This window comes from Achromobacter sp. GD03932 (assembly GCF_029839485.1).
Classification (GTDB): domain Bacteria; phylum Pseudomonadota; class Gammaproteobacteria; order Burkholderiales; family Burkholderiaceae_B; genus Achromobacter; species Achromobacter bronchisepticus_A.
Window position 1 is genome coordinate 149,779 of sequence record NZ_JAOCAT010000006.1, and the last position, 13,259, is coordinate 163,037.

Here is a 13,259-nt window from a genome sequence, read left to right on the forward strand (position 1 = left end):
TTCCCCCCAGGGGGCATGCCTGCGGACCGGCAGAGCCCGGATCCGCGGCATCCCGCTGGGGGAGGACTGGTTGCTCATGGTGCGATGGCGCTATGAACAACTAAAGAGTTTTTCTGAAATGCTTTGGGCGCTGCCTTGACGCATTAACCCCACCGACCGTTCCGGCGTAAGCCGGGACGGCGACTTATGACCGGATTTCTCATCAAACGCGTGTTGCAGGCCGTCTTCGTGATCGTGGCCGTGACGCTGCTCGTCTCCTATGCCGTGCGCCTGACCGGCGACCCCGCGCTGATGCTCAGCCAGGGTTCGGGCAGCGTCACTGAGCAGGACCTGGCCAATATCCGCCAGGCGCTGGGCCTGAACCGCCCGTTCTACGAGCAGTACCTGTCCTATATGCAGGGGCTGCTGCATGGCGATTTCGGCCGCAGCTTCATGGGCGGCACGTCGGTCGCCAAGCTGATCGGCGATGCGCTGCCCGCCACGCTGATGCTGGCCTTCACCTCGCTGCTGGCGTCGATCCTGATCTCGCTGCCGCTGGGCATCCAGGCCGCGATCAAGCGCGGCAAGACCACGGACCAGGCGATCCGCATCCTGTCGCTGGTGGGACTGTCCTTTCCCAATTTCTGGCTGGCGCTGATGCTGGTGCTGCTGCTGTCGATCACCTTCCCGCTGTTGCCGCCGTCCGGCTGGAGCGGGCCGGCCAGCCTGGTGCTGCCGTCGCTGACGATGGCCATCATCCTCAGCGCCACCAACATCCGCCTGGTGCGCACCACCATGCTGGAAACGCTGTCGGCGCAATACATCATGGTGGCGCGCAGCAAAGGCCTGAAGGAACGCGTGGTGCTGTACAAGCACGCGCTGCGCAACTGCGCGATTCCGCTCATCACCTACCTGGGCCTGCAATTCGGCGGCCTGATCGGCGGCATCGTGGTCATCGAAATGGTCTTCAACTGGCCCGGCCTGGGTACGCTGGCGTTCGACGCCATCTCCGGCCGCGACTACCCGGTGCTGCAGGGCACGGTCACCGTGCTGGCCTCCGTCATCGTCCTGGTCAACCTGATCGTCGACATCGCCTACGGCATCGTCGACCCCCGCATCCGCACGCGCTGAGCCTTATGCAGACTACTACCCCCACCGCCGCCGCCCCCAAGGCGGCCAAGCCCCGCAGCCGCTACCGCTCGCTGGAATTCGTGCTGGGCGCGCTGCTGACCGGCACCATGATCGTGCTGGTGCTGACCTCCGGCTGGCTGTTCCCCGACGGCGGCGAAGCCATGGACCTGGCCGCCCGCCTGATGGCGCCCTTCACCTCGGCGGCCCACCCCTTCGGCACCGACCCGCTGGGCCGCGACGTGCTGGCCCGCGTCATCGTCGGCGGCAAGATCTCGCTGACGGTGGGCTTCGCCTCGGTCGTCGGCGGCGCGCTGCTGGGCATCGTCATGGGCCTGATCGCCGGCTACTACCGCGGCTTCTGGGACATGATCGTCATGCGCTTTGCCGATGTGCAGCTGGCGCTGCCGTTCATCCTGGTGGCCATCACCTTCATCGCCATCCTGGGCGGCGGGCTGTTCAACGTCATCTTCTTCATGATCGTGTCGCAGTGGGTGCAGTATGCGCGCCTGGTGCGCGCCCAGGTCCTGGCCCTGCGCGAGCGCGAGTTCGTGCTGGCCGCCCGCGCCTTCGGCGTGCGCGACCTGGCCATGATCCGCCACCACATCGTGCCCAACCTGCTGGGGCCGCTGGTCATCCTGATGACGCTGAACGTCGCCAACAACATCCTGCTGGAAAGCAGCCTGACCTTCCTCGGCCTGGGCGTGGATCCCATGATCCCGAGCTGGGGCGGTATGCTTGCCGACGGCCGCACGTATATGCAGACGGCCTGGTGGGTCAGCGTCTTTCCGGGCCTGGCCATCATGCTGACGGTGCTGGGCCTGAACCTGCTGGGCGACTGGCTGCGCGACCGCCTGGACCCGACCGGCAAGGTCTGAAGCCGCCCCGGTCCGCCTGAAAGGAATATCGAGTATGTCTTTGCTGGAAAAAACATTCGACCGCACGCTGGACGCCTGGACCCATGCCTACATGGCGCCGGCCTGGCGCGGCGCGGTCGTGGAAGGCTGGCTGTTCGAAGGCGTGGAGGCGCGCCGCGCGGCCCAGGAGCGCCTGGCGCAAGCCGGCGTCACCGCGCGCTTTCGCAGCGCCTACAAGCCGCTGCTGCACTACTTCCTGGAAGAGGTCGAGCGCGAAGGGCTGGCGTCCGTCGTGGTGCGCTATCCGCTGCACGAACACGCCCAGGCCAAGCGCTTCACGCTGGAAGCCTATCCGCTCATCGCGCTGCTGCAAGGCGTGGACGTCGCCATGCAGCCCGGCGCCGACGATCTGCACTACGACGTCAGCCTGCGCTACGCCGATGGCCGCAAGCTCGATACCCGCGTCTATGCGCCCAACCAGGTCGGCTACGCCCAGGATGGCACGCCCGAGCTGTCGCCCACCGGCTGGCTGCGCGTGCGCGACGCCGAAGGCGCGCTGCAGACCGATGCCGCCCAGGCCACCGAATACCAGCAGGCGTTCCGCGCCATCGTGGACACGGTGCGCAGCCATGCCTGGGGCGCGCACGAGCCCTATTTCGAGCGCCTGGAAATCCGCGTGGACCTGCCGGGCATCGACTTCGCCCTGCCGGTGGACGAGGAAATCGTCAGCACCTTCGAAGCGCTGCACGAAGACATCTATTTTTCGCTGCTGGAACACTTCCAGAAGCACTCGGGCCGCCCGTCCGGCGACCGCGGCCTGCAACCCGGCCAGATCATTCCCGACATCCGCCGCCACGACGGCGCAGCGCGCGTGCTGATATCGCTGGAGCATTTCGACGCCTTGGCGCCCGTTGCGCCCGCGCCGCTCGATGCGCCGCTGGCCCAGGTCCGCGAACCGTTGTCGGCCGGCCAGATCGCCAGCTGCATGGCGGCGTTCGGCGGCGATACCTTCCAGGCCGTATCGCGCCAGGGCCGTCCGGTGCTGGGTACGTACCTGCGCGGTCCCGGCCCCGCAGTGTTCATCTCGGGCGCGCAGCACGCCAATGAAACTTCCGGCGTGGTCGGCGCCCTGCGCGCCGCGCAGACGCTGGCCGAGCGCGGCGACGCGCATTTCGCCCTGATCGCCGCCGAAAATCCGGACGGCTACGCGCTGTTCAACCGCCTGCGCGCGCACCATCCGCGCCACATGCTGCATGCCTCGCGCTACAGCGCGCTGGGCGACGACATCGCCTACCGCGAACGCGCCCCGTTCTTCGAACGCGAAGGCCGCCACCAGGCGCACGCCATCAGCGGCGCGCAGTTGCACATCAACCTGCACGGCTATCCCGCCCATGAATGGACCCGGCCGCTATCCGGCTACCTGCCGCGCCATTTCGAGCTGTGGACCATCCCCAAGGGCTTCTTCCTGGTGCTGCGCCATCACCCGGGCTGGGGCGACCGCGCCCGCCGCCTGATCGAGGGCGTTACCGCCAGGCTGGCCCGCAACGTTCCCGGCCTGGTCGAGTTCAACGCGCGGCAACTTGAACTATTCCAGGCGCACGCGCTCGAAACCGGATTCGACGTACTGAACGGCATCCCGGTGCAGATCAGCGAAAGCGACCGCGAAGACTTGCCCATGGCGTTGATTTCCGAGTTTCCGGATGAAACCGTCTACGGCGACCGCTTCGTTTTCGCGCATACTGTACAGATGGAAACCGTCCTGGCGGCGACCGAGCTCTACCGCGCAGGGCTCTAGCGGCAAAAAAGACCGGCGTAGCCAAGGACCGCGCCGGCACCCGACCTGTAAAACCATTAGAAAAATGAATATCCGAGAACGCAACCACGGCGATGACCTGGCCCTGGTGGACATCTGGCTCCGTTCGGTACGCGCCACCCACACGTTCCTGACGGAAAAGGAAATCCAGGCCATGTACCCGCAGGTGCTGAACACCGACCTGCCTTCGGTGCGGGTCTGGGTCTGTGAGGACGATGCCGGCGAAGTTGCCGGCTTCATGGGCCTGAACGGCAACAAGGTCCAGATGCTGTTCGTGGATGCCAACAAGCGCGGCAAGGGAGCAGGCCGGCGCCTGCTGAACTTCGCGCGTTCGCTGCACGGCACCCTGCTGGTGGACGTGAACGAACAGAATCCCCAGGCCCACGGCTTCTACAAGCACTACGGTTTCGAGGACGTGGGCCGCTCGGAACAGGACGACGCGGGTCGCCCTCGTCCCATCATCCACATGAAGCTGGCGGGCTGACGGGCGCCTAGCCCTTGGACTGTTCCGGATGCCTGGCCCGCCAGGCTTTGAGCGCTTCCCGGTAATCGTCCATGGCTTCGTTATAGGTGTCATAGACACAGGGGATGCAGCCGCTGTTGCAACACTCTTCGGGTTCGGGCGCGACGGGCGGAACGGGCTGCGGGTCGTCGTCGGGGATCTGCTTGGTGCTCATATCCCAATCTTAGCGCCGATGGCCGGCGCCGGCCGCCGCGCCCGCGTCCGGCAGCGGCCATTCGGCGCGGCGGATTTCGTAGAGACGCTTGCCCGCGCCGCCTGCTCCCGCACCGCCAATCTGGCGCATGCCGCATTTTTCCAGCACCCGGCAGGACGCGGCATTCTCTTCCAGCGCCACGGCCGACAGCGCCTCGACCGGCAAGCGGCCGAATCCCAGCGCCAGGAGCGCATGGGCGATTTCGGTGGCGTATCCCATGCCCCAGCTCGCGGGCAGGAAGGCATACGCGACCTCGACCTCGTCGCGGCCCCGAGATTGGGTGCGCTTCAAGCCCGCCCGGCCCGCCAGCGCGCCGCTGGCGCGGTCGGCCAGCACATACATGCCGTAGCCCAGCTCGGTCCAATGCTCGACGTTCTGCAGCAGATAACGGCGGCTGGCCGCGTCTGTCCGGGTGCCGCCCATGGTGGCCATGAGGCGCTCGTCCGCATGCATCGCGGCAATGAAGGAATAATCGGTTTCGTCCATGCGCCGGGCTTGCAGCCGGGCGGTCTGGAAAGTGTCGGGGAGCAGTGCGGCGGACATGGAAGGCTGAAGAAATGGCGTGGCGGACATGATACCGGCGGACGGCCCGCCGGCCCATCGTCCAACGGACGAATCCCCCAGGCCGAGTCCGGCCCCGGGGCATGGCTTTCAGGTGCGGCGCAGGCCCAGGAAACTCCAGCGCACGTCGGCGCGGTCCAGCATGTCTTCGCGCGAACTGAGATGGTGCGAGGACAGGCCGTGGCCGGCCGCCAGCGTGATCGTTTCCTGCGCGGACACGTCGAACATGCGGCGGCCAGGAGGCACCGGGCCGTGCCGCAGCGACATCAGGATCTGGCCCTGCGGCGCCAAGAGCGCGGCCAGCGCCTGCATGCCCTGGCGGCGTTCGTCGGCGTCCAGGTGCATCCACACGGCCGTCAGCATGATCACGTCGAACGCCCGGTCTTGACCGCGCAGCACGGCCAGTTCCGGCAAGGCGTCGTCGATCCATTCCAGGTTGGGCAGCGCATGGCGGCGCTGACCCTCCTGGCGCAGCCCGGGCGTGGGCTCGGCCGCCACCACCGAATGCCCCATCCGCGCCAGCGCGGCAGCGTCGCGCCCCGATCCCGCGCCGATGTCGGCGATGCGCGACGGCGCCGCGGGGATCAGGTGCGCCACGTCGCGGTGCACGTCCGCGAACGTGATGCTCTCGTACTGGTCTGCCAGGGCCGCGGCGTTTTCACCGTAGCCCTGCGTGCCGGAAGCCCCTGTCATTGCTGGGTTGTCGGCCGAACCTGGATCGCCGCGGGCGGCCAGGTGGCCTTGATGGCGTCGTAGATGCGCTTGCCCACGCGGCCGTCTTCCGGCAGCTTGCGCTTGACCTGCTCTTCGCGTACGGCGTCGCGGGTCTTGCTGCCCGGAATGCCATCGGCCACGCCCACGTCGTAGCCCAGGCCGTAGAGCATCTCCTGCAGCTCCTTGATCTGCGCGCGCGACAAGCCGGGGTCGTCCGTGGGCCAGGCCGCGACGAGATCCGGCCCGCCCTGCAGGCGATTGAGCAGCATCGATACCGCCAGGCCATAACGGCGCGACTGGTTGTAATGCAGGATGGCGTCGAAATTCACGGTCGCCAGGAACACCGGGCCGGCGGAACCCGTGGGCGCGAACAGATAGGCCTGCTCGTCGTTGCCCGACGCCAGCTTCAAGGCCGAACCGTTGCCCTGCTTCACGCCGGCCTGGGCCCACTGGGCGATCGTGCGGCGATCCTGCGAACCCACGTATTCGGCTTCGGGCGAGGCCGGAATGGCGGCGGCCAGCTCGGCCGGCACGCGCACTTCGATCACGGCGGGCAGGCTGTGCGTCCACTTGGCACGGCGCTTGCGCAGGTGATTGGCAGTCGACGCCAACGCGTCGGGCAGCGAGTTGTAGAGATCGATCTTGCCGTTGCCGTCGCCATCGGCGGCCAGCTCATAGAACGAGGTCGGGATGAACTGCGTCATGCCGAAAGCGCCGCTCCAGGAGCCGACGAAGCTGTCCGCCGGCACCACGCCGTCGCGCAGCAGGCGCACCGAGGCGTAGGCGTTCTTTTCCCACAGCGGCTTGTTCTCGGTGCAGGCGCGCGTCAGCCAGGCGTCCAGCACATTGGTCTTGCCGACCTGCCGGCCGTAGTTGGTCTCGATGCCGAAGATCGCGACCAGCGTGGCCGGATCCACCTGGTATTGCTGGCTGATGGCCGACAGCTGCGGACCATATTTGGCGAGCACGCCCAGGCCGTCGCGCACGCGCTCCTCGTCCACGGTCTTGGCGATGTAATCCCACCAGGCCTCGCGCCCCTCGGGCTGGCCCTTGGCGGATGCGACCGTGGTGGGCAGCAGCTTGGCGTTGGCGGTGTACTTGTCCCAATCGGCCACGGTCAGGCCGTTGGCCGTGGCGCCCTTGCGCAGCTTGGCGATGCAGGCCTTGGTGTCGAGTTCGGTCGGGATGATGACCGTGGGAGCGGGGGTGGCGGTGGCGGCGGGCGCAGCGGTGGCGGCGGGCGCAGCAGGCGCTGCGGTCGCTGCCGGGGCTGCCGTGGCCGCAGCGGGTGCGGGCAAGGCGGCGGGCGCAGGCAGGGTTGCCGGCGCGGGCGCCGCCGACCTGGGAGGCAGCGCCTGCCCGGCGCGGTCATCGACCGGAGCCGCCGGCGTGTTGGCGGCAGGCGCGGGAGTGTCGTCGAAGCTGCGCTTGGGCGTCAGGGCCGGCAGGGTCTGCACCGGCACCGCGGGCTGGGCGCGCGATCCGGTGGCGGAAGCTGGTCCCTGCGCCTGCGCGGCGCCGGCAGCGGCGGCGGTGACGGCCGCGGCCAGCAGCACGCGGGAGAAGGTGTCGATTCGAAGGCGTACGGAACGCTGACGCATGGCAATCCTGAAAAATCGAAGTCAGCCGGGATCGTACCGCGACCGGGCGTCAAAATCGAACGGCCCGCAGGGCGGGTCCGCCAGCACTGCCACTCAAACGCCCTGCAGGCTGGAAGCGGCTTCGCAGCGCCCTAGGCTGCCTGCCGCGCTTGCACCGCCACGCTCGCGGGCGGCGCACGCAGCACGCGTCGGCACAGCAACATGGCGATCAGGCTGAACAGGGCAAAGCCCGCGGTCTGCCCCGCCAGCACGCCTTCCGGGCCGCCGTAATGCGCGCCCAGCCAGACAAAGGGCAAGGTGCCCACGGTGGCGCGCAGCCAGCCGATCGCGGTGGAGTACGCGGCATAGCCCAGATTGTTGAACACCGCGATGGCGACGAAATACAGGCTGTTGAGCGCCCACGCGAAACTGCCGTAGCGGCAGAAGAAAACGATCAGGTCGCGCCCCGGCCCGCTCACCTGGAACAGATCCGGCATCCAGGGCGCCAGCACGGCCAGCACGACCGCCACGCCGAAGCCGTACATCAAGGACCAGCGCGCGGTCAGGCGCGCCGTCTCCTGCACGCGGTCCCACTGCCCCGCGCCCAGGTTCTGCCCAAGAATGGGCCCGATGGCGCCCGGCAGCACGAAGAACAGCGCATAGGCTAGTTGCAGCACCCGGTCCACCACGGTGGCGCCCGCCATCACGCTGGAGCCAAAGCCGGCGTAGGTGGACAGGGTGAAAATGACCGCCGCGGGCGTAGCCAGCGTGGTCAGCGCGGCAGGCAAGGCGATCCGCCCGATTGCAGCCAGGTGCGCGCGCAGCGCCGCGCCGGCCGGCCAGGCCACCAGGCGATGCTTGCCGAACACCAGCCAGGCGCCCAGCGCCACCGTGACCAGACGGCCCACGCCGCCGGCCCAGGCCACGCCCTCCATGCCGCCGTCCAGCACGAAAATGACCAGCGGGTCCAGCGCCGCGACCGTCGCCGTCCCCGCCAGCAGCACCCACATGGACTGGCGGCCACGGCCCGCGGCGCGCAGCAGGTTGGACAACATCATGCCCACGCCCATCACGACCGCGAACGGGGTCGTAATGAGCACGTAGGACAGCAGATGCGCGCGCACGTCCTCTGCCAGGTCGATGGCCGCCGTGTAGGGGCCGATCACGGCCAGGAACAAGGCGCCGGACACGAGCGCGGCGGCGGCCATCAGGACCAGCGAGGCGCCCGCCAGCGCGCGGGCGCGCGGCGCATCGCCCGCCCCCAGCGCGCGCGACACCAGGGCCGTGCCGCCCACGGTCACGCCTATGCAGACCGAGATGATGGTGAACTGCGTCATCGATCCGAAGCCCACCGCGCCCAGCACCGCCTCGTCCTTGAGCGTGCCCAGGTACAGCAGCGACAGGAACTCCACCGCGAACACGGCCAGCATGCTGGCCCAGCCGGTCAGGACCATTTCCAGCACATGCGGACCCATCGGCCCCGAGACGAAGCGGGCGCGCGGATCGGAAGCGGCGGAGGACGAGTTTTCAGACGTCATGAGGCTGTTGGATGGAACGCGGCCAAGGCCGCGCGAAAGTTGCCGGGTCCGCGCTCAGCGGCCCGCGGGCGCGAACCAATACTGGTACACGCTGCCGTCATTCGAATACCAAGGCAGCAGGCCGATGGTGTCGGATTCACGCTGCACGGTCACCAGCAGGCCTCCTGCCTGGGGCCGCAGCAGCGCCACGTGGCGCCGCACTCCCATGGACTCGTACTGGCGCCAGTCGTGCCGCACGCTGATCCACAGCCGGCCCTGCGTGCAACCGCCTAGGCGCCGGATGCCGTCCGGCCTGGAGGGCCGGGCCGCGCCAGGCAGGGCGGCAGGATCCGGCATACCGTTCAACTGCGGCAGGCGGCCGGAAGCGCGCGCGCCCTGTCCGTCCAGCGCCAATATCTCCCATCCGTCCGCGGCGGCCGTGAAAGCCACGGTGGCCTCGGGTCCGGAGCGCCATTCCGGCAACGGGTTGTCGCCCATGCCCGGTAGGTCCAGGGGATATTGCAGGAAATTGCGCAGGTCCATCGATGCGCCGGCCTCGCGGTCGCCAGACACGAACTCGCCTTGCGCCCGATAGACGCCGGCCAGATCCGGGCATTGGGCCGGATCCCTTGGCAACGCCGCAAGCGTCCCGTCTCGAAAGGGAGGCCAGGCAACGGACACGCCGTCGACCCGGGATGCGCCGCAGCCACTCAAGGCCAGCGCAGCCAGCGCCGCCGCCGCAAGCCTGCCCACTCTCCACGCGCCACGCACCGCTGTCTTCATGCCTGCCCTCTGCTCTTGCCGGCCGTCGCGCTGGCCCAGGCGGCGCCTCCGACTATCGGTCTGGCGCGAACTATATCCGAAACCCGGCCGGCCGAAACCTGCGCGGCCCTAACCCGCCCCGCGTTGCCAAGCACGCGCCGGGAGAGAATAATCGGCATCTCCCTTCCGACCCGCGCCATGACACCGTTCCGAGGCAAGCTCCGCATCCGGCATCTGGAAATCGTGCTGACCGTCGCCGAATTGGGCAACCTGTCCAAGGCCGCCGCGCAATTGCACAGCACGCAGTCGGGTCTGTCGCGCGCCATCGCCGAGATCGAAGAACTGGTGGGCGCGCGGCTGTTCGAGCGCACTGCCAAGGGCACCACCTGCACGCCGCTGGGCGAGACCATGTGCCGCCATGCCCGCCTGCTGCTCACCGACTTCCGCAAGGCCGAGATCGATCTCGCCGCGGTCTCGCGCGGCGACGAAGGCAGCCTGACCGTAGGCTGTTTTTCGATGTTCGCGGGCTGGCCGGTGGCCGAGGCCGCGCGCGCCTACCGCCAAGCCTATCCGCGCATCACGCTCACCATCGAGATCGGCACGCATGAACGGCTGATCGAGGACCTGGACGCCGGCGCGCTGGACGTGCTGATCAGCCGCTTCTCGTCCACCGTCAATCCGCAGATCTATCGCTCCACCACGCTGCTGGAGGATCCCGTGGTGCTGGCCTGCGCCACGCATCATCCGCTGGCCGGCCAGCCTGGCGCCACGCTGGCCGACTACGTGGCCTATCCCTGGATCACCGCCCTGCCCGGCAGCCGCATCCGCGGCGAACTGGAAATGTCGCTGCGCCAGGCCGGCCTGGCGATTCCGGATATGATCGGCGCCCTGTCGCTGGAATTCGGCCGCGAAATGCTGCTGGACGGCCTGTACCTGTGGATGCTGCCCGGCAGCGTGGCCGCTATCCGGCAGGCGCGCGGCGAGCTCGTAGTCCTGGCCGACAGGCCGGTCCTGCGCAAATCGCCGCTGGCCGCCATCTGGCGCCGCGACCGTCCCAGCACACGGCAGGCGCGCGCCTTCGCCGCCCAGCTCCAGCTCGCCATCCAGGCCGACGCGGTCGCATTGACGGCCTGAGCCTGGCGGCGCGTTGCGCGTTATTCTGGACAGGCAACACTTTTTGATCGGAGCACCCATGTACGACTGGCTCAACGCACTGCCCAAGGCGGAATTGCACCTGCACCTGGAAGGTTCGCTCGAACCCGAGCTGCTGTTCCGGCTGGCGCAGCGCAACGGCGTGGCGCTGCCGTGGCCGGACATCGAGTCCCTGCGCGCCGCCTACGACTACGGCAATCTCCAGGAATTCCTGGACCTCTACTACCGCGGCGCGGACGTGCTGCGCACCGAGCAGGATTTCTACGACCTGACCTGGGCCTATCTGCTCAAGTGCCGCGAGCAGAACGTGGTGCATACCGAGCCGTTCTTCGACCCGCAGACCCATACCGACCGCGGCGTGCCCTTCGAGGCAGTGCTGGCCGGCATCAGCCAGGCGCTCGAAGATGGCCGCAAGCAACTGGGCGTGAACAGCGGACTGATCCTGAGCTTTCTGCGCCATCTGCCCGAAGAGCAGGCCATGCGCACGCTGGAAGCCGCCCTGCCCCACCGCGACGCCTTCATCGCCGTGGGCCTGGACAGCAGCGAAATGGGTTTTCCGCCGCGCCTGTTCCAGCGCGTGTTCGACCGCGCCCGCGCCGAAGGATTGCCAGGCGTCGCGCACGCCGGCGAGGAAGGCCCGCCGGAATACATCTGGGAAGCGCTGGACCTGTTGAAGGTGCTGCGCATCGACCACGGCGTGCGCGCCGCCGAAGACCCCAAGCTGATCGGGCGCCTGATCGACGAGCAGATCCCGCTGACGGTCTGTCCGCTGTCCAACACCCGGCTGCGCGTGTTCCAGCACATGCGCGACCACAACATCCTGTCGCTGCTGGACGCGGGCGTGAAGGTCACCGTGAACTCCGACGATCCCGCGTATTTCGGCGGCTACGTCAACGAGAACTTCCACGCGCTGTACGAGCATCTGGGCATGTCGCGGGCGCAGGCCCAGGCCCTGGCGGACAACAGCCTGGACGCGCGCATCCTCAAGTAGCCGGCGCGCCCCGCCGCCAGCCATGCGGATTGCGCATGGCAATGTTCAAAACCTGCATGCCTGGCGCGGCCCATTCCTCCCTACCATAGTCCGACCGCCGCGGCGCCTGCCGCGGCCGGGCCACAGACCAGAAACAGGGGGCAGGATATGAGTCAGTTCGTGGAAGCGTCGCTGCAGGCAGGCACGCTGACCGGCGTGCTGGAAGGCGGCGTGTGCCGCTACAGCGCCATTCCCTATGCGCAGGCGCCGATCGGCGCGCTGCGTTTCGCACCGCCGCAGCCGGCCGCTTGGCGCGGCAGGCTGGACGCCACCCGGCCGGGACCGGTCGCGCCGCAACTGCCCTCGCGCCTGCGCGGCGCCATGGGCGACTTCGGCGCCGAACAATCCGAGGACTGCCTGCACCTGACCGTGTGGACGCCCGCCGCCGACGGCAAGCGGCGGCCGGTGGTCGTGTGGCTGCACGGCGGCGCCTGGCAAAGCGGCGGCGGCGCGCTGGACTGGTATGACGGCGCCAACCTCGCGCAGCGCGGCGACGTGGTGGTGGTCGCGGTCAACTACCGGCTGGCTGCGCTGGGCTGGCTGTACGTACCCGGCCAGACGGCCAATTCGGGCCTGCTGGACCAGGAGGCCGCCATCGATTGGGTGCTGGCCAACATCCAGGACCTGGGCGGCGATCCCGGACAAGTCACCGTCATGGGCCAGTCGGCGGGCGCGTCCTCGATCTGCGCCATGCTGGCGCGCCAGCCGCGCTTCTCCCGTGCCATCCTGCAAAGCGCGGCGCTGGGCCGGGGGTTTCGCAGCGCAAAGCAGGCCGATGCGCTGGGACAGGCCTTCCTGCGCGCCGCGGGAGCCGATTCCCTGGAAGCCGCGCGCGAGCTGCCCGTGGCGGCCTTGCTGGCGGCGCAGCAGGCGCCCGCCGTCGCCGAAACGCTGCGCGCCGAGGGCAGCAGCCGCAGCCAGTTCGCGCCGGTGCTCGACGGCCAGGTGCTGCCACATGACATCGCGCCCGCGCTCAGGCGGGCGTCGTCCCGCGCCGACGTGCTGGTCTGCTACACGCGCGACGAAATGGCCGCCTTTCCCGGCAATGGCCGCAGCGCCGCCGACCAGGACCTGGGCGACGAGGTATTCGGCGCGCCCTCGCGCCAGTGGGCCGCCGACGCCGCGGCCCAAGGCCGCCAAGCCTGGCTGGCGCGGTTCGACGTGGCGCCCACGGCGAACTTCGGCGCCTGCCATTGCATCGAACTGCCCTTCGTCTTCGACACGTTGCCGGCGTACGCCAGCGCGCCCATGCTCGCCGGCCTGCCCGCGGAACAGGCGCGCCAGCTTGCACGCGCCACGCAGCAGGCATGGATCGCGTTCATCCGCGGCGACGCGCCAGGCTGGCCGGCGGCGCCGCACATGCAGATCCTGGCCTAGGCCGGGACGGCATCTGCGGGGCCGCGGGCGGATGCCGCCCGCGCATCAAACACACCAAAACAAGGGGAATTCC

Annotated in this window: 13 protein-coding genes; 7 read left to right on the forward strand and 6 right to left on the reverse strand. The window is 68.9% G+C overall.

What is annotated here, in order from left to right; translation table 11 throughout:
- Window positions 1–186 precede the first annotated feature (186 nt).
- From N5C88_RS07860 to N5C88_RS07875, 4 genes are all read left to right on the forward strand, one after another.
- The gene (locus tag N5C88_RS07860) at window positions 187–1,110 is read left to right on the forward strand and encodes an ABC transporter permease (RefSeq protein WP_054452620.1); all 924 of its coding nucleotides are present in this window, start codon (window positions 187–189) and stop codon (window positions 1,108–1,110) included.
- Between the two features lie 5 nt (window positions 1,111–1,115).
- Window positions 1,116–1,985, forward strand: a complete 870-nt coding sequence (locus N5C88_RS07865) for an ABC transporter permease (protein ID WP_118934718.1) — start codon at window positions 1,116–1,118, stop codon at window positions 1,983–1,985.
- A 34-nt stretch (window positions 1,986–2,019) separates the two neighbouring features.
- The gene (locus N5C88_RS07870) at window positions 2,020–3,759 is read left to right on the forward strand and encodes a M14 family metallopeptidase (protein WP_059372694.1); all 1,740 of its coding nucleotides are present in this window, start codon (window positions 2,020–2,022) and stop codon (window positions 3,757–3,759) included.
- 64 nt (window positions 3,760–3,823) lie between these two features.
- Entirely contained in the window at window positions 3,824–4,261 is a 438-nt protein-coding gene (locus N5C88_RS07875) for an acetyltransferase (protein WP_059372691.1), read from the forward strand.
- A gap of 7 nt (window positions 4,262–4,268) precedes the next feature.
- Here N5C88_RS07875 and N5C88_RS07880 read toward each other — a convergent pair whose 3' ends face one another.
- The 6 genes from N5C88_RS07880 to N5C88_RS07905 form a co-directional block, all read right to left on the reverse strand.
- The gene (locus tag N5C88_RS07880; RefSeq protein ID WP_054452636.1) at window positions 4,269–4,454 is read right to left on the reverse strand and encodes an oxidoreductase-like domain-containing protein; all 186 of its coding nucleotides are present in this window, start codon (window positions 4,452–4,454) and stop codon (window positions 4,269–4,271) included.
- Window positions 4,455–4,463: 9 nt separating this feature from the next.
- Window positions 4,464–5,036 (reverse strand): GNAT family N-acetyltransferase, encoded by a 573-nt coding sequence (locus N5C88_RS07885; protein WP_059372686.1) that lies wholly within the window; start codon window positions 5,034–5,036, stop codon window positions 4,464–4,466.
- A 108-nt stretch (window positions 5,037–5,144) separates the two neighbouring features.
- Window positions 5,145–5,747, reverse strand: coding sequence for a class I SAM-dependent methyltransferase (locus N5C88_RS07890; RefSeq protein ID WP_280015091.1), 603 nt, complete (start codon window positions 5,745–5,747; stop codon window positions 5,145–5,147).
- Window positions 5,744–7,369 carry a lytic murein transglycosylase gene (locus tag N5C88_RS07895; RefSeq protein ID WP_280015092.1) on the reverse strand — a complete coding sequence of 542 codons (1,626 nt, stop codon included), beginning with the start codon at window positions 7,367–7,369 and terminating at the stop codon, window positions 5,744–5,746. Before N5C88_RS07895 ends, N5C88_RS07890 begins: the two co-directional genes overlap by 4 nt.
- Window positions 7,370–7,500: 131 nt before the next feature.
- The gene (locus N5C88_RS07900; RefSeq protein ID WP_223283495.1) at window positions 7,501–8,886 is read right to left on the reverse strand and encodes an MATE family efflux transporter; all 1,386 of its coding nucleotides are present in this window, start codon (window positions 8,884–8,886) and stop codon (window positions 7,501–7,503) included.
- Between the two features lie 54 nt (window positions 8,887–8,940).
- A complete protein-coding gene (locus tag N5C88_RS07905; protein WP_280015093.1) occupies window positions 8,941–9,648 on the reverse strand; it encodes a hypothetical protein in 708 nt (235 codons plus the stop codon).
- Window positions 9,649–9,825: 177 nt separating this feature from the next.
- On the opposite strand from N5C88_RS07905, the gene N5C88_RS07910 reads away from it, so the two are divergent.
- The 3 genes from N5C88_RS07910 (at window position 9,826) to N5C88_RS07920 (ending at window position 13,186) form a co-directional block, all read left to right on the forward strand.
- Window positions 9,826–10,761, forward strand: a complete 936-nt coding sequence (locus tag N5C88_RS07910; protein ID WP_280015094.1) for a LysR family transcriptional regulator — start codon at window positions 9,826–9,828, stop codon at window positions 10,759–10,761.
- Between the two features lie 58 nt (window positions 10,762–10,819).
- Window positions 10,820–11,770: an adenosine deaminase gene (locus N5C88_RS07915; RefSeq protein WP_059372676.1), complete on the forward strand. Its 951-nt coding sequence runs from the start codon at window positions 10,820–10,822 to the stop codon at window positions 11,768–11,770.
- Between the two features lie 147 nt (window positions 11,771–11,917).
- Window positions 11,918–13,186, forward strand: a complete 1,269-nt coding sequence (locus N5C88_RS07920; RefSeq protein WP_280015095.1) for a carboxylesterase family protein — start codon at window positions 11,918–11,920, stop codon at window positions 13,184–13,186.
- The last annotated feature ends 73 nt before the right edge of the window (window positions 13,187–13,259 follow it).